Consider the following 18,584-nt stretch of genomic DNA (forward strand, 5'->3'; position numbering starts at 1 on the left):
GACCCACGAGGACATTTCATGAGTGCAGGACACAGCCACGCCCAAGTACGCGCCGGCCACGAACGCAAGTTATGGATGGCCCTGGGGCTGACCTCAAGTTTCATGATTGCCGAGGTGATCGGCGCCTTTATCACTGGCAGCCTGGCGCTGTTGTCCGACGCCGCGCACATGATGACCGACGCCCTGGCCCTGGCAATTTCCCTGGTGGCGATCCAGGTGGCCAAGCGCGCCGCCGACCGCAAGCGCACGTTCGGCTATGCGCGTTTCGAAATCCTGGCGGCGGCGTTTAATGCGCTGCTGCTGTTCGGCGTGGCGTTCTACATCCTGTATGAGGCGTATCAACGCTTGCAGGCGCCCGCTGAGATCCAGTCCACCGGCATGCTGGTGATCGCGGTGCTGGGGCTGATCGTCAACCTGATTTCCATGCGATTGCTGAGTGCGGCCAGCGGCGAAAGCCTGAATGTGAAGGGCGCGTACCTGGAGGTCTGGAGCGACATGCTCGGCTCCGTCGGCGTGATAATCGCGGCGCTGGTGATCATGTACACCGGCTGGGGCTGGGTGGATTCAGTGGTGGCGGCAGCGATTGGCTTCTGGGTGTTGCCGCGCACCTGGACACTGCTCAAGGAAAGCATGAACGTGCTGCTGCAAGGTGTGCCGGACGGAATCGATATCGACAAGGTGGAACAGGCGATTCGCGGCGTTCCCGGCGTCAAGGACGTGCACGATCTGCATATCTGGGCCCTCACCAGCGGCAAAAATGTGCTGAGCACTCACTTGTTGGCGGATTCGGCGCAAGGCACCGAGCAACAGATCCTCAGCCAGGTGACGGAGTTACTGCATGAACAATTCGATATTTCCCACGCCACGATCCAGATCGAAGGCGAAGGTTTTCAGCATGACGAGCACGACGAGGTGCACGCCTGACCGTCATTCACGGTCTTCCAGCACATAACCCACGCCGCGCAAGGTATGGATCAACTTGCGCTCGAACGGGTCATCGATCTTCGCCCGCAGGCGGCGGATCGACACTTCCACCACATTGGTGTCGCAATCAAAGTTCATGTCCCACACGAACGAGATGATCTGCGTGCGGGACAGCACCACGCCGCTCTGGCGCATCAGCAGGTGCAGCAGGGCGAATTCCTTGGTGGTCAGGTCGATGCGCTGCAAGCCGCGAAATGCCCGGTGGCGGCCCTGATCCAATTCCAGGTCAGCCACCCGCAACACATCCGGCACCGGCGAGTGCACGCTACGGCGCATCAAGGTACGCACTCGAGCGAGCAATTCGGGGAATTCAAACGGCTTGACCAGGTAGTCATCGGCGCCCAGGTCCAGACCCTTGATCCGGTCGGCGAGGCGGCCCTGGGCGGTCAGCATCATGATCCGCGTGCTGCTGTTCTGGCGAATGCGTTGCAACACATCCCAGCCATCCATCAGCGGCAGATTGACGTCGAGCATCACCAGGTCATAGGCGTGCTGGCGGGACAAATGCAAGCCGTCGGCACCGGTGGCGGCACAGTCGACGATATAGCCACTTTCACTCAATCCCTGATGTAAATAATCGGCGGTTTTAGGTTCGTCTTCGATGACCAGAATACGCATGTCGGGGATCCCGCTGGGCAGTGGAAAGTTGCCGGGAGCTTAAAGCAAAAGCCCGCGCCAGAGCCGTTGCTAACGGATTTGTAATGTTCTGGCCACTCCTCTGATAAGTACTGAAAGTTACATTGCCCACCTGTTAATTCATGGGCATGGAACTCTGGTTATGCCAACTTTTATAAGCACGTTCATTGGGCCCGCCGTTCTATTGCTGATGACGGTTCAGGGCGTCAATGCGCAAACCCTGACCCTCGAATCGGCCCTGCAAACCGCCTTCGCCAACAACCCGGATATGGCCGCTGCACAGTGGGAAATCGACATCGCCCAGGGCGGTCGCCAACAGGCCGGTTTGATCCCGAACCCGGTTGCCTCCTGGGATGCCGAAGACACCCGCCGCAACTCACGCACCACCACGGTCAAGCTAAGCCAAACCCTGGAACTGGGTGGCAAGCGCGGCGCACGGATTGATGTCGCCACCCGCGCCCAGGAAGCCGCCGCACTGACCTTGGAGCAGCGCCGCAACGGGCTGCGTGCGGATGTTATCGACGCGTACTACGGCGCGCTTCGGGCCCAGGAACGTCTCGACCTGGCTCAGCGTTCGCTGGCGCTGGCCGAGCGCGGCCTGGTGGTTGCCAACGGTCGCGTCACTGCCGGCAAATCGTCGCCAGTGGAAGCTACCCGGGCCCAGGTGCAGCTCTCGGAAATCCGCCTCGAATTTAACCGCGCGCAGATGGGCCTGACCGACGCCTATCGCCGCCTCGCTGCCAGTACCGGCGCGGCCAGTACCGACTTCCAGGCGGTCGCCACCCAAGCCCAGGCGGCACCTGAACTACCGCCGACCGCGCAGTTGCTCGGGCGGCTTGAGCAAACCGTCGAACTGCGTTTGGCCGAGCTGCAAATCGCCCAGGGTGAAGCGGCCCTGGGCTTGGAAAAAGCCCAGCGCATTCCCGATCTCGACGTGTCCATCGGCAGCCAGTACGACGCCAGCGTGCGTGAGCGGGTCAACGTGGTGGGCGTGTCGATGCCCATCCCGCTGTTCAACCGCAACCAGGGCAACGTGCTCGCCGCCAGTCGCCGTGCCGACCAGGCCCGCGACCTGCGCAACGCCGCCGAACTGCGCCTGCGCACCGAAACCCGCCAGGCCCTGGACCTCTGGCAAACCGCGAATACCGAAGTGCGCTCGTTCAACCAACAGATCCTGCCCGCCGCCCAAAGCGCCGTGGACAGCGCCACCCGTGGCTTCGAAATGGGCAAGTTCAACTTCCTCGAGGTGCTCGACGCCCAGCGCACCTTGATTGCGGCCCGCACCCAATACCTCGCGGCGACCGCCCAGGCCACTGAAGCCTGGGTGCGTATCGAACGGATTTACGGCGACCTCGCCCGGTTTTGAATTTCCAGGAGCATTCCATGAACAACACACAAAGTAGAGCACTGGCGATTGCGCTGGGGCTGATGCTGGCGTGGCCGGCCATCAGCGGTGCGGCAGAGGCGGAAGAAGAAGGCAAACTCGAGCTGACCGAACAGCAGATCCAGGCCGCCGGCATTCAACTTGCCCCGGCGCAATCCCGGCAGATCAGCACCGTGCTTTCACTGCCGGGCGAGGTGCGTTTCGACGAGGACCGCACCTCCCACATCGTCCCGCGTGCCGCTGGCGTAGTGGAGTCGGTGAAGGTCAACCTCGGCCAATCGGTAAAGAAGGGCGAGCTGTTGGCGGTGATCGCCAGCCAGCAGATTTCCGATCAGCGCAGTGAACTGGCAGCCAGTGAGCGCCGGGTTGTGCTGGCCCGCACCACCTTCCAACGCGAACGCCAGTTGTGGCAGGACAAAATCTCTGCCGAACAGGATTACCTGCTGGCGCGCCAGGCGCTGCAAGAGGCAGAAATCGCCCTGAACAATGCTCGGCAAAAGATGAACGCCCTGAGCGGCAGCGCCGTATTGGTCGGCGGCAATCGCTACGAATTGCGGGCGCCATTCGACGGCGTGGTGGTGGAAAAACACCTGGGTGTCGGCGAAGTGGTGAGCGAGACCAGCAACGCCTTCACCCTGTCGGACCTGTCCCAGGTGTGGGTCACCTTCGGCGTGTTCCCCAAGGATTTGAACAAGGTCCGAGTCGGCAAACCGGTGAAGGTCACCTCCTCGGAAATGGGCACCGAAGTGCTCGGCACCGTGGCCTATGTCGGCAACTTGCTGGGGGAGCAAACCCGCACGGCCACCGTGCGTGTCACGGTGCCGAACCCCGACGCCTCGTGGCGCCCTGGGCTGTTCGTCTCCGTGCAAGTTGCCACCGACACTTACCAGGCCAAGGTCACGGTCCCGCAGGAAGCGATCCAGACCGTCGAGGACAAACCCTCGGTGTTCGTGCGCACCGGCGACGGCTTCATGACCCGGCATATCGAACTGGGCGTCAGCGAAAACGGTTTCGTCGAAGTCCGCCAGGGCCTCGACGCCGGAGCGCAGGTGGCCACCGTCGGCAGCTTCATCCTCAAGTCCGAGTTGGGCAAGGCCTCGGCCGAGCACGCCCATTGACCCTGCGAGTGATTTCCCATGTTTGAGCGCCTTATCCAATTCGCCATCGAGCAGCGCATCATCGTGTTGCTGGCGGTGCTGTTGATGGCCGGTGTCGGCATCGCCAGTTATCAGAAATTGCCCATCGACGCGGTGCCGGATATCACCAACGTCCAGGTGCAGATCAACTCGGCGGCGGCGGGGTTTTCGCCGCTGGAAACCGAGCAGCGCATCACCTTTCCCATCGAAACCGCCATGGCCGGGCTGCCGGGGTTGCAGCAGACCCGCTCGCTGTCGCGCTCGGGCTTGTCCCAGGTCACGGTGATTTTCAAGGACGGCACCGACCTGTTCTTCGCCCGCCAATTGGTCAACGAACGCTTACAGGTGGCCCGCGAGCAATTGCCGGATGGCATTGAAACCATGATGGGGCCGATTTCCACCGGGCTCGGGGAAATTTTCCTGTGGACCGTGGAGGCGAAAGACGGCGCCCGCAAGGAGGATGGCTCAGGCTATACGCCGACTGATCTGCGGGTGATCCAGGACTGGATCATCAAGCCGCAACTGCGCAATGTGCCGGGCGTGGCCGAGATCAATACCATCGGCGGCTTTGCCAAGGAATACCAGATCGCCCCCGACCCCAAGCGCCTGGCGGCCTACAACCTGACCTTGGGCGACCTGGTCACGGCGCTGGAGCGCAACAACGCCAACGTCGGCGCCGGTTACATCGAGCGCAGCGGCGAGCAATTGCTGATCCGTGCGCCGGGGCAAGTCGGGTCCATCGACGACATCGCCAACATCGTGATCACCACCTCTGACGGTACGCCGATTCGCGTGCGCAACGTCGCCCAGGTCGATATCGGCCGTGAGTTGCGTACTGGCGCCGCCACTGAAAATGGCCGCGAAGTGGTGCTGGGCACGGTGTTTATGCTGATTGGCGAAAATAGCCGCACCGTGTCCCAGGCCGTCGCGAAAAAACTCGAAGAGATCAACCGTTCGCTGCCTGAAGGTGTGGTCGCCGTCACCGTCTACGACCGTACCAACCTGGTGGAAAAAGCCATCAGCACCGTGAAGAAGAACCTCTTCGAAGGGGCACTGCTGGTGGTGGCGGTGTTGTTCCTGTTCCTGGGTAATATCCGCGCCGCGCTGATCACCGCGATGGTGATTCCCCTGGCGATGTTGTTCACCTTTACCGGGATGTTCACCAACAAGGTCAGCGCCAACCTGATGAGCCTCGGCGCGTTGGATTTCGGGATTATCGTCGATGGTGCGGTGGTGATCGTCGAAAACTCCATCCGCCGCCTGGCCCATGCCCAGCAGCGCCACGGGCGATTGTTGACCCGCAGCGAGCGCTTGCATGAAGTGTTCGCGGCGGCCAAGGAGGCGCGGCGCGCGCTGATCTTCGGGCAACTGATCATCATGGTGGTGTACCTGCCGATCTTCGCCCTCACCGGGGTGGCCGGGAAGATGTTCCACCCGATGGCGTTCACCGTGGTGATCGCACTGCTGGGGGCGATGATTTTGTCCGTGACCTTCGTGCCGGCAGCGATTGCGCTGTTCGTCACCGGTAAGGTCAAGGAAGAAGAAAACCTGGTGATGCGCACCGCACGTCGCGTCTACGCGCCGGTGCTGGATTGGGTGATGGCGCGCCGCCCGTTGGTGTTCGGCCTGGCGGTGCTGACCATCGTCGTGTCGGGGGCGGTGGCCAGTCGCATGGGCAGCGAATTTATCCCCAGCCTGAGCGAAGGTGACTTTGCCCTGCAGGCCATGCGCGTTCCGGGCACCAGCCTCACGCAATCGGTGCACATGCAGCAACAGTTGGAAAAAACCCTGATGGCCGAAGTGCCGGAAATCGAGCGGGTATTCGCCCGCACCGGCACCGCGGAAATCGCCTCCGACCCGATGCCGCCGAACATCTCCGACAGCTACGTGATGCTCAAGCCCAAGGACCAGTGGCCGGATCCGAAGAAGTCCCGCGAGGCGATCATCGCCGACATCCAACGTGCCAGCGCGATTGTGCCGGGCAGCGTGTATGAACTGTCGCAACCGATCCAGCTGCGCTTCAACGAGCTGATATCCGGGGTGCGCAGCGACGTCGCGGTGAAGGTGTTTGGTGATGACATGGCGGTGCTCAACAAGACCGCCGGGGAAATCGCCGAGACCTTGCAAACCCTCAAGGGCGCCTCGGAAGTGAAGGTGGAACAGACCTCCGGCTTGCCGGTGCTGACCATCAATATCGACCGCGACAAGGCCGCACGTTTTGGCCTGAACGTGGGCGATGTGCAAGACACGATTGCCGTCGCCGTGGGGGGGCGCCAGGCCGGGACGATGTACGAAGGCGACCGGCGTTTCGACATGGTCGTGCGTTTGTCCGACGCCCTGCGTACCGACATCGAAGGCCTGTCGCGGTTGCTGATCCCGATTCCGGCATTGGCGAATAACGCGGCGGGGCAGTTGGGGTTTATCGCGCTGTCGGAAGTCGCCAGCCTGGACCTGGTGCTCGGTCCCAACCAGATCAGCCGAGAAAACGGCAAGCGCCTGGTGATCGTCAGCGCCAACGTGCGTGGGCGGGATATCGGCTCGTTTGTCGAGGAAGCCGGGACTGCCATCGGCACCCAGGTGAAAATTCCTGCGGGCTACTGGACCAGCTGGGGCGGCCAGTTCGAGCAGTTGAAGGAGGCCTCCGAACGCTTGCGCATAGTGGTGCCGGTGGCGTTGCTGCTGGTGTTCGGGCTGTTGTTCATGATGTTCAACAACCTCAAGGATGGGCTGCTGGTGTTTACCGGGATTCCCTTCGCGTTGACCGGTGGGATCATGGCGCTGTGGCTGCGGGATATTCCGCTATCGATCTCGGCGGGCGTGGGCTTTATCGCGCTGTCGGGGGTGGCGGTGCTTAACGGGCTGGTGATGATCGCGTTCATCCGTAGCCTGCGGGAGGAAGGGCGCTCACTGTCGGTGGCGATTAACGAAGGCGCCCTGACGCGCTTGCGCCCGGTGTTGATGACGGCACTGGTGGCGTCGCTCGGGTTTATCCCCATGGCCCTCGCCACCGGCACCGGCGCCGAAGTACAGCGCCCGTTGGCGACGGTGGTGATTGGCGGGATTATCTCGTCGACGCTGCTGACCCTGCTGGTATTGCCGGCGCTGTATCACTGGGCGCATCGGCGTGAGGAACCGGAAGACCGCGTGATGTCTGACCAATAACCTGTGGCGAGGGAGCTTGCTCCCGCTGGGCTGCGCAGCAGCCCCAACACTGGTGACCTATTTTCAGCTGAAAGAATGCGGTGGGCTTTTTAGGGTTGCTGCGCAACCCAGCGGGAGCAAGCTCCCTCGCCACAATGATTTATTGGCAGATAGCGTTGGTGTGAAGAGGAAACACCAGTCGAAACTCAGTGAAACTTTCAGGCAAGCTGCTGACTTCAGCCCGCCCCTGATGCAGCACCATGATCGACCGCACAATCGCCAGCCCCAGCCCGGTGCCACCTTCGGAGCGGGCGCGGCTGCTGTCGACGCGGTAGAAGCGTTCGAACAGGTTCGGCAGGTGTTGCGCTTCAATCCCCGGGCCGGGATTGCCCACCGACAGCGATACTTGCTCGGTGTGAGTCTCTACCTGCAACGAAATATTGGAGGCTGGTGGACTATGACGAATGGCATTGGACAGCAAATTGGAAATCGCCCGCTGAATCATCAAACGGTCGCCATGCACGAAGGCATCGCCGTCGAGGCTCAAGGTCAATTGCTTGTCTTCGGCACTCAACGCAAACAGCTCCATCACCCGGCGCGCTTCAGCGGCCAGGGACACCGGCGCAAACGAAACCCGCGCCGCAGGGTGGCTGACCTGCGCCAGGAACAGCATGTCGGAGACGATCCGCGCCAAGCGTTCCATCTCTTCAGTGCTGGATTCCAGCACCGCTTTGTATTCCTGCGGCGGGCGCTCTCGGGACAACGTCACCTGGGCCTTGCCCATCAAATTGGTCAGCGGCGCGCGCAGCTCATGGGCGAGGTCATCGGAGAACTGCGACAGCTGCTGCACGCCGCCGTCCAGGCGCTGCAACATGAAGTTGATGCCTTGCGCCAACTCGCCCAGCTCCTTGGGCAAGTTATCCACAGCCAGGCGGTGGGTCAGGTCCTGCGTGGTGACTTTTGCGGCGACGCGGCTGAACTGCTGCAGCGGCGCCAGCCCGCGTTGCACCACCCACCAGGCGCCGATGCCGATCAGCAGCAACAGCAGCGGCAGGGCGATCACGGTGGAACGCAGGTAGGCACTGAGCAGCGCCTGATCGTCCCTGCGATCCAGCGATAACAGGACCCGCACGCGCTCGCCACTGGCCAGGCGCATCAGGCTGGAGGCACTGAGTACTTGATTGCCGTTGCCGTCGTCCCAGTTCAGGTAACCGAGGTTCTGGGACGGGGCGAAGTCGGTCAGCAACGGTTCCTGGGGCTTGGCGCCGATGCTGAGCAGCACCGCTTCATTGGGCGCAGTGCCAACGATGGTCAGGTAGAAATTATCGTGCCCCATCACCAGGTCCATCAGCGAGTGCGGGCGGGCTTGGATGTCGCGGGTGTCCAGGCCGAGGGCGAGGCTGTGCTGGATCTGTTCCATCTTGCTTTCCAGGCCCTTGCGCGCGAGTTTCTCCAGCTCGTGAGTCAGCGCCAGGTACGCCAACGTTGCGAGCAACACCACCAGGCCGGCGCCCATCAGGCTCACCGTCAGCCCAAGGCGCATCGACAGGCTGCTGGCTTTCATTGACGGGCCTCCAACACATAACCCACGCCGCGAATGGTGTGGATCAGCTTGACGTCACTCTGGTCATCGACCTTGGCCCGCAAGCGGCTGATGGAGACTTCCACCACGTTGGTGTCGCAGTCGAAATTCATGTCCCAGACCAGGGAAATAATCTGCGTGCGGGTCAGTACTTCGCCGGACTGGCGCATCAGCACGTGCAGCAGTGCAAATTCCTTGGTGGTCAGGTCGATACGTCGGGTGCCTCGGTACGCGCGGTGGCGGCGGGGGTCAAGTTCAAGGTCCGACACCTGGAACACTTCCGGCACCGGTATGTGCTCACTGCGACGCAGCAGGGTGCGCACCCGGGCGAGCAACTCGGGAAACTCGAAGGGTTTGACCAGATAATCATCGGCACCCATGTCCAGGCCCTTGATCTTGTCGGCCAACCGGCCACGGGCCGTCAGCATCATCACCCGCTGGCTGCTGTCGCGGCGCAATTGCTCAAGCACTTCCCAGCCATCCTTGGCCGGCAGATTGACGTCGAGAATCACCAGTTCATAGGCGTGTTGCGCGGCCAGGTGCAGGCCGTCCACCCCGCTGGCTGCACAGTCGACCACGTAACCGCTTTCGGTCAGGCCCTGCTGCAGGTAGGCGGCGGTTTTTTGCTCGTCCTCAACCACAAGGATACGCATGGGAATTTACCTTTTATTGATAGAGAGAGGCTGCGATTCGGATTTTCCGAAGCCTGAAGGCTGAAGTAGCTAGAGGGTCAACCGGGCAGTTTGTGACTGCTTGTTGCGCTGCAAAACCTGCAGGCAAAAAAAACGCCCCATGCGGGGCGTAAAAAATTCATCTCTTTCCAAAGGAGCTACACAAAAGCTTCAGAGATGAATGTGCTCGGTGTGCGCCGTTCAGATCGACTGCTTCTGTGCGTCGGCGGGCGCGGTCTCGGCCACGGACTGTTCGCCGTGGACCTGCTGCTGTTGCTGGCGGAACTCGGCGAGGAACTGCCGGGAACGGTCGGCACCGTCGTCGGCCAATGCGAGGCTGGAAGTGGCGCCGAGAAAACTGATCAATAACAAGTGAGATGGCTTCATGACGTGTCTCCAAATAAGGCGGGTGCCGTTAGTTGTAGCCAGTATAAGAAGCGCAACTTAACGAGAAGGTGAGGCGCATATTACAGTTCTGACAGGCTTCAAATTGTGAACAGATGTTATTCAATTGTAGGGGCGAGCTTACTCGCGAAAGTCGTTAACGATAACGCGGGGCTTCTGGTTTAACGCAGCGCTCTCAGGTTCTTCGCGAGCAAGCTCGCTCCTACAAAGGGCATCGTTTAGAGAATTGCCAATGGATATTCGACAATCAGCCGAACTTCTTCCAAATCCGACTCAAAGGCACTTGAACGAACCGTCGCCTGGCGCAGCCGCAGCGACAGGTCTTTCAAGTTGCCGCCCTGCACCACGTACTTGGCCTCGATATCCCGCTCCCAGCGGCGTTGATCGGTCAACGGGTCGCCGGCCGCGTCACGGCGCATGTACACCGCGTTGGCGTTGCTGTAGTCGGCGCCGGTGCCCTTGCCGTAGCGGGTCATGAACGACAGGCCGGGGATGCCGAAGGCCTGCATGTCGAGGTTATAGGCGAGCATCCATGAGCGTTCCTTGGGCGAGTTGAAGTCGCTGTACTGGATCGAGTTGTTGAGGAAGATCGAGTCGGACATGCGCAGGTAGTCAAAGTCGTCATCACCGTTGTTGCGCTGGTGGGACAAGGCCAGGCTGTGGGCGCCCACCTTGACTCCGACCCTGGCGCTCCAGATGTTGTTATCGAACTCGCCCAGGCGTTTCTTGCCCTCGTCCACCGCCTTGTAATAGTTGAAGTCGCCAAACAGCGACACATCATCGTTCAGCGGGTAGCTGGCGGCACTGCCGAAGTAGTACTGGTCCCAGGCATCCTTCAGGCGGCTGGTGTACAGGCTGACGCTGAAGTGTTTGTTCACCTGGTAGTCACCACCGGCATAGCCGATCCAGGGTGAATCCACCTTGCCCGCATAAAACGTCGCAAAGCCTTTATCCATGCCGCTCTGGGTGGGCTGGCTCATGCCGCTCAGGTGTCCGCCTTGCAGGCTCAGGCCTTCAATACTGGTGTTTTGTGCGGTGACGCCACGAAAGCTTTCCGGCAATACCCGCGAGTCGCCATAGGCCACCACCGGGGTCAGCGGGAACACATCACCGGCCTTGATCACGGTATCCAGCAGGCGCACTTTTACCGCGCCGCCGAGCTTGCTGTAGCCGTCCTCCGGGTGGTTGTCGCTGTCTACCGGCAGCACGCCGAACGAGCCCTTGCCGCCGCTGCGGCCGGTGCCGGAGTCGAGTTTCAGGCCGTACATCGCAAACGCGTCCAGGCCGAAACCCACCGAACCCTGAGTGAATCCGGACTCGAACTTGCCGATAAACCCCTGGGCCCAGGCTTCCGAGTAGCCATTGCCGGTAGGGCTCGACTGGCCCTTGCGATCGTCCCGGTTGAAGTAGAAGTTGCGGGCCAGCACGTTCAACGTGCTGCCTTCGATAAACCCTTCAAGTTTATCTTCCACGGCCATGCTTGAAAGCGGGGTAAGCCCCGCGAGTGCGGCAATCATGGAAAGCGAAAGTGTGCGGTGAGTACTCATGTAGCGCTCCTCGGTAGTGGCAGCTATTAGCTTCTTATCGATGGGGCATTCTTGTTTTAGTGGTGCCCGCGCAGATAGTTGCAAACACGAGATAACGACGAGGTGGCGCACAGATTACAATTTTGGAATTTCAACAAGACATAACGGATAAGTAATCGTTCGGTGAACTTTGCGACAGGCTTGGTTAGTTACTCTTGCTCTGAACTTTCAATCAATGAAATCAGACGAGGACGCCCTCATGAACACCCTGAAAACCACTGTCGCTGCATTGGCCCTGATCTTTTCCGTCGGCGCGATGGCGGAAGGCGGCGGTGACCGCACCTTCGCCCAGTTGATGCAAAACAACGAGCAAGCCATGGCCGCCTATGCCGCGAAAAAAGGCAAGGCGATGCCCGTGGTCCAGGACTATCGCTACGGCATGAAGCTGGACATTGCCAAGGTGGTCAACGTCACGCCGCCGATCCGTTCGTGCAACGCGGTACCGTCGCGCATGACTTATGAAGATTCCACCGGCAAGCTCAACACGCTCCAGTACCAGGTCATGGGCATCTGCCGTAACAACGGCAGTTGAGGGGCCGCAAAAATATAGTTGAGCAACGCACTAAAGCGCTCTTCAGAAAATGCCGGCAGCGCCGATGCAGGTCAGACCCACGTCCTTACTTGCCCACCGGTGCCTCCATGTTCAACACCCGTCTCAAGCAGGAGCTGTCTGCTCTTCGCGAAGAATTGTCCAGCCTGCAGCAAGTGAGAGAGAGCCTGGAAAGCGAAATGATGGCCCTGACCCTGGATCCCGAAGGGCGTATCGAGTCGGTCAATGCCATCTTTCTTCAAGAGATGGGTTACCAGGGCAGCCAGCTGGAAGGCCGCTTGATCGAAGACCTGGTACCGGCGCACGTCAAGCAGGACGAGTTTCAACTGCGCTTCAAAAACGCCCTGGTGCGTGGCGAACATTTCGCCGGCACGGTGCGCCTGACGCGGGGCAACGGCAACGAGGCGTGGTTGCGTTCCATCGTGCAACCGGTGCGCAGCAGTGACGGGCGTATCAAGCATATTTCCATGTTTTCCAGCGACCTGACCCGCACCATCGAGGCCTCTCGCGAGCACGAAAACCTGATCACCGCGCTGGTGCGCTCTACGGCGGTGATCGAGTTCGACCTCAACGGTAATGTGCTGACGGCCAACGACCGTTTCCTCAACGGCATGGGATACAGCCTGGCGCAGATCCAGGGCAAACATCACCGGATATTTTGCGAACCGCAGGACGCCAACAGCGTCGAGTACCAGCAGTTCTGGAAACGTCTGAACGCCGGCGAATTCGTCGCCGGCCGCTTCAAGCGTGTGGACAGCCACGGGCGGGTGGTGTGGTTGGAGGCCTCGTATAACCCGGTGCTCGACGCCAATGAGCGGCTGTACAAAGTGGTCAAGTTCGCCACGGTGATCACCGACCAGATCAACCAGGAACAGGCCGTGGCCGAAGCGGCCAACATCGCCTACAGCACCTCGCTGCAAACCGACAGCAGTGCCCAGCGCGGTACCACCGTGGTCACCCAGGCGGTGGACGTGATGCGCGACCTGGCCAAACACATGCAACAGGCGGGCGAGGGCATCGAAGCGCTGAACGCCCAGTCCCAGGTGATTGGCAGCATCGTCAAGACCATCAGCGGCATCGCCGAACAGACCAACCTGCTGGCGCTCAACGCCGCCATCGAAGCCGCCCGCGCCGGTGAGCAAGGCCGTGGTTTTGCGGTGGTGGCCGATGAGGTTCGGCAACTGGCTTCGCGTACCAGCAAGGCCACTGAAGAAATCGTTGGCGTGGTGCGCCAGAACCAGGACATGGCGCGCGATGCAGTGGCGCTGATGACCGATGGCCGCCTGCAAGCCGAGCAAGGCCTGGCGTTGGCGGCCGAGGCGGGCACGGTGATCGTCGAGATCCAGGACGGTGCCCAGAAGGTGGTCAGCGCGGTGGGGCAGTTTGCCAATCAACTGAGCAGCTAGTCACCGGGGCTCATGCTTGAGGTATCGTAGGTTTTTTTTCCGAGCCTTTCGTCCATGAGCCCTAACCATCGCCGTCCCGTCCCGCTGTCCAAGGCCTACCGCTTGCTCAACCACGGCCCGACCGTGCTGGTCAGCGCTGCGCACAACGGCCAGCGCAACATCATGGCGGCGGCCTGGGCCATGCCGCTGGATTTCGAACCGCCCAAAGTCGCCGTCGTACTCGACAAGGCCACCTGGACCCGGCAACTGCTGGAAAGCGCCGGCACCTTCGTGCTCAACGTGCCGTGCGCGGCCCAAGCCGATATTGTGCAGACCGTAGGCAACACCACCGGCAGCGAGACGGACAAGTTCGCGGCGTATGGCTTGCAGGCGTTCAGCGGCGAACACACCGAAGCACCGATGCTCGAAGGTTGCGTGGCGTGGCTGGAGTGCCGGTTGCTGCCGGAGCCGCATAACCAGCAGACCTACGACTTGTTCCTCGCCGAAGTGGTGGCGGCCGAAGCGGATGAGCGGGTGTTCAGCGACGGTCGTTGGCATTTCGAAGGGCACGATGCGCTGCGTACCTTGCACCATGTGGCGGGCGGGCATTTCCTGACGATTGGTGAGCCGCTGGACGGTAAAAACCTGGCTTGATGCTGCACCGAACCTGTGGCGAGGGGGCTTGTCCCCCGTTGGGCTGCGTAGCGGCCCCAAAAAGAACGGGAGCGCTACGCACTCCAACGGGGGACAAGCCCCCTCGCCACAAGAGCCCCCTCACCAGACAAGCCCCTCAACACAAGAGGTTGTGTTACCACTGGGTTTTGCTGAGTGCCTCGGCAAACGCCATCAACTTCGGTGAGTACTGCCGCGATGGCGGATACACCAGGGATATCGCCCGACTGCGCCCGGCAAAGCCCTCCAGCAAGGGCACCAGGCGCCCGGCCGCCAGATCTTCCCGCACCGCAAAATCCATCACCTGGGCGATGCCAAACCCGCCCAGTGCGCCGTCCACCAGCGCATCGCCAATATCAAAGATCAACCGTCCCTCGACGCTCACGTCCTGCACCTTGCCCTCCAGCATGAACTGCCAGTCCACCAACCGGCTGGTGCGCAGGTTGCGTACGGTCAGGCAATTGTGGTCCTTGAGTTCATCGACCGTTTGCGGTGTGCCAAAACGCGCGAGATAAGCCGGGGCGGCAACGGTGACCCAGCGCAGCGGCGGCAGTGCCCGGGCGATCAGGCGTTGGTCCTGGATATCGCCGGTGCGCAGCAAGGCATCAAAACCTTCGTCGACGATGTCCACCAGGCGATCAGTCATCACCGCTTCGATACGCATTTCCGGGTATTGCAAGGTCAGTTCGCCGATCACCGGCATCACCACTTTGCGGCCAAACAACGATGGCGTGCTGATCTTCAGCAAACCGGAGGGTGAGGCGCGGCGGTCGAGCATCTGTCGTTCGGCTTCGGCCAGTTCAGCCAGCAACGGCGCGCTGCGTTCATACAGCATCTGGCCGTCGGGTGTGAGGCTGACGCTGCGGGTGTTGCGTTGCAGCAGGCGTACGCCCAACTGGTTTTCCAGGCGGGAAATGGCGCGGGACAAGCCCGATTGGGTCAACCCCAAGTCTCCGGCAGCCCGGGTGAAACTGCGGGTTTCGGCGACGCGCACCAGCAGGCGAACAGCGTTCAGATCCATGATTAAAGTCATTACTGAAAGAGTGATAAGGCTATTTATCATCTGTTGGGCATGAAAGACACTGGCGCCTCTCACTTTTTGGCAGGACGCTGTGATGTCTTTATCTCGACCCTCAGGCTGGATGCTGTTGCTGCTGGCGACCGCGCAACTGATCATCGCCCTCGACGCGACCATCGTGTTTGTCGCGCTGCCGCAGATCGGCAACCACCTGGGTTTTTCCGCCCAGCAATTGCAGTGGGTGGTCAGCGCCTACAGCGTGGCGTTCGGCGGTTTCCTGTTGCTGGGCGGTCGCGCCGCAGACCTGCTGGGCAAGCGGCGCTTGTACATCCTCGGCCAATCTCTGTATGCGCTGTCTTCCCTGGCGGCGGTGCTCGGCGGCAGCGCGTTGTTGCTGGTGCTGGCCCGGGCGGTACAGGGCGTGGGTGGGGCGCTGTTGTTCCCGGCGACGCTGGCGCTGATCAACACCCATTACGCCGAAGGGCCGGCGCGTAATCGTGCATTTGCGGTGTGGAGCGCGGCGTCAGCGGCGGGCCTGGCATTGGGCGCGTTGCTCGGCGGCGTGCTGACCCAGGCGTGGGGCTGGGAGGCGGTATTCCTGGTGAACGTGCCGCTGGCCGGCGCCTGCGCCCTGGCGGCGCGTTACTGGATTCCCGCCGATGGCGAGCGGGCCCGGGGGCGCAACTTTGACATCAGCGGCGCGTTGACCGTGACGGTAGGCGGCACGCTGCTGGTGTTCTCCCTGGTGCAGGGGCCGGAGTGGGGCTGGGCGGCGCCGTCGACCCTGGGTTGCATGGCCTTGGCGCTGGCGCTGCTCGGGTTATTTGCCTGGATCGAACATCGAGGGCGCGATCCCCTGATGCCGCTGCGGTTGTTGGGCTATCGGGAGTTGCGCATGGCCATGGTGTTGACGGCGGTGTTCATGAGCAGCTTTGGCGTGCAGTACTACTTTCTGGCGGTGTATTACCAGCAGGTCTACGGCTACAGCGTATTGCAGGCGGGCTTGGCATTTTTGCCGGCGACCCTGGTGTGCACCGGCGGTATCTGGCTGGCGGAACGTTCGTTGGCACGCCTGGGATTGCGCACCACCCTGGTCAGCGGCCAGTTGGCGGGTGCGGTGGGCATTGCCCTGGTGTGCCTGGCGTTGCCGACGGGGGCGGGGTTCTGGTCATTGCTGCCGGGGATTTTCATCCTGAGCATCGGCCAGGGCATGACCTGGACGGCGATGTGGGTGGCCGCCGGCTTGGGCATACGCCCGGGAGAGCAAGGTGTGGCGGCGGGCATGGCGTCCACCAGCCAGCAGATTGGCGGCGCATTGGGGTTGGCGTTGCTGGTGTCGCTGGCGAATGCCGGCGGGTCGACGGGTGCGGCGCAGGCAGGCGGGATTGAACTGGCGTTGTGGTGGAGCGCGGCGATTGCCCTGGCGGGGGCGGTGCTGGCGTTGACCCTTAAAGAACGAGCTCCAGCGTCGAATACGATTTCGGCAGCGACATAGTTCAAATGTGGGAGCGGGCTTGCTCGCGAAGGCGGTGGATCAGTCAATGCATTCAGTAGCTGACACACCGCATTCGCGAGCAAGCCCGCTCCCACAGGTTGATCGCATTTCAAGGCGGAATTTCAGCGCCCGAGCATCTTCACCCAGCGCGACGGCGGCATGCCGAAGGTGCTGCGAAACTGGCGGGTCATGTGGCTCTGGTCGGTGAAGCCGGCGGTCAGTGCCGCATCCACCAGTGACTGGCCCTGGCCCAGCAAGCTGCGCACCAGGTCCAGGCGGCGCATGGTCAGGTAGCGATAGGGGCTGGTCCCGAACAACAACCGAAAATCCCGCGACAGCGCCCAGCGGTCGCGGTTGGCGTACTCCGCCATTTCATCGAGGGTGATCGGCCGGCCCAAGGCGCTGTGGATAAATTCCCGCGCGCGTTCGGCAGCGCGGTAGTCGAAAGTCTTACGATTCACCGTGATCCCCGAGGCATTGTTCAGCGCCTGGGCCAGGTCGAACATTGCGTCCTGTTCCTGCAACGGATCAATCGGGCAATCCAGGCTTTGCAGCAACACTTCACTGGCGCGGTATAGCCACGGGTCGCTGGACAGCCCGCCGGGAATAAACGGTAACGGCTTGCCACCGAGCACTTGCTGGATCAGCGCCGGCTCCACGTAAATCATCCGGTATTTGAAACCTTCCTCGCTGCCGGCCCACCCGTCATGCACTTCATCGGGATGAATCACCATGGTCCGCCCCGGCAGGCTGTGGGTCATGCCGCCGCGATAGTGAAAACTCTGCACACCGAACAGGGTACGGCCGATGGCGTAGGTGTCGTGGCGATGAGGGTCGAAGCCAAACCCGGCAAAATACGCCTCGATACGCTCCAGGCCACTGGCGTGGGGCGCGCGGTGCAGCCAGTCGAGAGAGGGTTTGATCATGGTGTCAGTCGCAGGTCGGGACGCAAATACGTTACCCCAGTGTGACCGGGCTGTCTGCTGCGGTCTTGAACGATTGTGCCACTACTGAAATTACGGGTGCCAGTATCGGTTTTGTGTTCAGGTATCGCTAATCATTAAAAAATGATTGTTTTACGATAATTAATCGTTTATTTTTCCGCCTCAAATTTCTGAGAGGCTTCCCCATGAATTCCCAACGTCTTGCCCAGCTCAGCCAGCGCATGGCACTGCTTACCCTGTTGTTGATTGTCGCCATACTGCTGCTCAATACCGCCGCGTGGCTTTACCCGCAACAAAGCGCTTCGTTCGGATTTGGTTTCGCCTTGAGTGGCCAACAAATCGAGGGGCGGGCGGAGATGGTGGCGGCTTTCCCTTGGTGGCAGACACTGGGCGGCGTCCTGCTCTCCAGCATTCCCTTGATGGCGCTGGTGTCCGGTTTGAATCATTTGCGCCAGCTGTTCCAGAACTATGCTCGTGGGGAGTATTTTTCCTGCGCCGCCGCGCAGCACTTGGGTAAAGTAGGCCGGGCCGTGGCACTGTGGGTGTTGCTGGATTTTCTGTGTGAGCCCTTGCTCAGTGTTTGGGTCACGATGAACGAGCCGGTTGGCCAGCGGCTGCTCACCTTGAGTTTTACTCCGCCCAGCATCGTGGCGCTGTTTCTCGCCGGCTGCATTTCGGTGATCGCGCGTATCCTGTGGCAGGCCAGTGAAGTGGATTCTGAAAACCGCACGTTTGTTTGAGAACAGCATGTCTATTGTGATTGAGTTGGACGTTATGCTCGCCCGGCGCAAGGTCAAGTCCAAGGACCTGGCCGCCGCCATTGGTATCACCGAACAAAACCTGTCATTGCTCAAGCAAGGCAAGGTCAAGGGCATACGGCTGGCGACCCTGGATGCAATCTGCAAGTATCTGGAGTGTCAGCCGGGCGACCTGCTGGTGCATGAACCCGAACCTGAGCTGTAAACGGCAAGGATCTTTAATTCCCTGAAGGATGG

The 18,584-nt window shown here is 61.3% G+C and carries 16 protein-coding genes and 2 pseudogenes; 11 read left to right on the plus strand and 7 right to left on the minus strand.

Going from position 1 to position 18,584, the window contains the following annotated elements:
- The first annotated feature begins 18 nt into the window (after window positions 1-18).
- Window positions 19-924: a cation diffusion facilitator family transporter gene (locus AU074_RS12095; RefSeq protein WP_076014919.1), complete on the plus strand. Its 906-nt coding sequence runs from the start codon at window positions 19-21 to the stop codon at window positions 922-924.
- Window positions 925-927: 3 nt separating this feature from the next.
- Here AU074_RS12095 and AU074_RS12100 read toward each other — a convergent pair whose 3' ends face one another.
- On the minus strand, window positions 928-1,602 hold the full coding sequence (locus AU074_RS12100; protein WP_008437506.1) for a heavy metal response regulator transcription factor: 675 nt from the start codon (window positions 1,600-1,602) through the stop codon (window positions 928-930).
- A 160-nt stretch (window positions 1,603-1,762) separates the two neighbouring features.
- Here AU074_RS12100 and AU074_RS12105 point away from each other — a divergent pair, with 160 nt between their 5' ends.
- Genes AU074_RS12105 through AU074_RS12115 form a run of 3 tightly spaced genes read left to right on the plus strand, consistent with a single transcriptional unit; the run spans window position 1,763 to window position 7,302 of the window.
- Window positions 1,763-2,986, plus strand: a complete 1,224-nt coding sequence (locus AU074_RS12105) for a TolC family protein (RefSeq protein ID WP_076014920.1) — start codon at window positions 1,763-1,765, stop codon at window positions 2,984-2,986.
- Window positions 2,987-3,003: 17 nt separating this feature from the next.
- Window positions 3,004-4,122: an efflux RND transporter periplasmic adaptor subunit gene (locus tag AU074_RS12110; protein ID WP_076014921.1), complete on the plus strand. Its 1,119-nt coding sequence runs from the start codon at window positions 3,004-3,006 to the stop codon at window positions 4,120-4,122.
- 18 nt (window positions 4,123-4,140) lie between these two features.
- Window positions 4,141-7,302 carry a CusA/CzcA family heavy metal efflux RND transporter gene (locus AU074_RS12115; RefSeq protein WP_076014922.1) on the plus strand — a complete coding sequence of 1,054 codons (3,162 nt, stop codon included), beginning with the start codon at window positions 4,141-4,143 and terminating at the stop codon, window positions 7,300-7,302.
- Between the two features lie 139 nt (window positions 7,303-7,441).
- Here the strand turns inward: AU074_RS12115 and AU074_RS12120 are convergent, their stop codons facing one another.
- From AU074_RS12120 to AU074_RS12135, 4 genes are all read right to left on the minus strand, one after another.
- Entirely contained in the window at window positions 7,442-8,845 is a 1,404-nt protein-coding gene (locus AU074_RS12120) for a heavy metal sensor histidine kinase (RefSeq protein WP_076014923.1), read from the minus strand.
- Window positions 8,842-9,516, minus strand: coding sequence for a heavy metal response regulator transcription factor (locus tag AU074_RS12125; protein WP_076014924.1), 675 nt, complete (start codon window positions 9,514-9,516; stop codon window positions 8,842-8,844). Before AU074_RS12125 ends, AU074_RS12120 begins: the two co-directional genes overlap by 4 nt.
- A 219-nt stretch (window positions 9,517-9,735) precedes the next feature.
- Window positions 9,736-9,921: a hypothetical protein gene (locus AU074_RS12130; RefSeq protein ID WP_076014925.1), complete on the minus strand. Its 186-nt coding sequence runs from the start codon at window positions 9,919-9,921 to the stop codon at window positions 9,736-9,738.
- 236 nt (window positions 9,922-10,157) lie between these two features.
- Window positions 10,158-11,486 carry an OprD family porin gene (locus AU074_RS12135; protein ID WP_076014926.1) on the minus strand — a complete coding sequence of 443 codons (1,329 nt, stop codon included), beginning with the start codon at window positions 11,484-11,486 and terminating at the stop codon, window positions 10,158-10,160.
- A gap of 238 nt (window positions 11,487-11,724) precedes the next feature.
- Here AU074_RS12135 and AU074_RS12140 point away from each other — a divergent pair, with 238 nt between their 5' ends.
- From AU074_RS12140 to AU074_RS12150, 4 genes and pseudogenes are all read left to right on the plus strand, one after another.
- The gene (locus tag AU074_RS12140) at window positions 11,725-12,057 is read left to right on the plus strand and encodes a DUF2790 domain-containing protein (protein ID WP_076014927.1); all 333 of its coding nucleotides are present in this window, start codon (window positions 11,725-11,727) and stop codon (window positions 12,055-12,057) included.
- 107 nt (window positions 12,058-12,164) lie between these two features.
- Window positions 12,165-12,941 (plus strand): annotated as a pseudogene (locus AU074_RS34845) (PAS domain-containing protein); the annotation flags it as partial.
- A 108-nt stretch (window positions 12,942-13,049) separates the two neighbouring features.
- Window positions 13,050-13,481 (plus strand): annotated as a pseudogene (locus AU074_RS34850) (methyl-accepting chemotaxis protein); the annotation flags it as partial.
- Between the two features lie 54 nt (window positions 13,482-13,535).
- Entirely contained in the window at window positions 13,536-14,114 is a 579-nt protein-coding gene (locus tag AU074_RS12150; protein ID WP_076014929.1) for a flavin reductase family protein, read from the plus strand.
- Window positions 14,115-14,268: 154 nt separating this feature from the next.
- Here the strand turns inward: AU074_RS12150 and AU074_RS12155 are convergent, their stop codons facing one another.
- Window positions 14,269-15,153: a LysR family transcriptional regulator gene (locus AU074_RS12155; RefSeq protein WP_076014930.1), complete on the minus strand. Its 885-nt coding sequence runs from the start codon at window positions 15,151-15,153 to the stop codon at window positions 14,269-14,271.
- Between the two features lie 121 nt (window positions 15,154-15,274).
- Between AU074_RS12155 and AU074_RS12160 the strand changes: the two genes are divergently transcribed.
- Entirely contained in the window at window positions 15,275-16,645 is a 1,371-nt protein-coding gene (locus AU074_RS12160) for an MFS transporter (RefSeq protein WP_076014931.1), read from the plus strand.
- Between the two features lie 122 nt (window positions 16,646-16,767).
- Here the strand turns inward: AU074_RS12160 and AU074_RS12165 are convergent, their stop codons facing one another.
- Window positions 16,768-17,571 carry an AraC family transcriptional regulator gene (locus tag AU074_RS12165; protein ID WP_076014932.1) on the minus strand — a complete coding sequence of 268 codons (804 nt, stop codon included), beginning with the start codon at window positions 17,569-17,571 and terminating at the stop codon, window positions 16,768-16,770.
- A gap of 203 nt (window positions 17,572-17,774) precedes the next feature.
- On the opposite strand from AU074_RS12165, the gene AU074_RS12170 reads away from it, so the two are divergent.
- Both AU074_RS12170 and AU074_RS12175 read left to right on the plus strand, forming a co-directional pair.
- The gene (locus tag AU074_RS12170) at window positions 17,775-18,329 is read left to right on the plus strand and encodes a DUF2975 domain-containing protein (protein ID WP_076014933.1); all 555 of its coding nucleotides are present in this window, start codon (window positions 17,775-17,777) and stop codon (window positions 18,327-18,329) included.
- 7 nt (window positions 18,330-18,336) lie between these two features.
- The gene (locus AU074_RS12175) at window positions 18,337-18,552 is read left to right on the plus strand and encodes a helix-turn-helix transcriptional regulator (protein WP_010177071.1); all 216 of its coding nucleotides are present in this window, start codon (window positions 18,337-18,339) and stop codon (window positions 18,550-18,552) included.
- Window positions 18,553-18,584 lie beyond the last annotated feature (32 nt).

Source organism: Pseudomonas sp. ATCC PTA-122608 (assembly GCF_001952855.1).
GTDB lineage: Bacteria > Pseudomonadota > Gammaproteobacteria > Pseudomonadales > Pseudomonadaceae > Aquipseudomonas.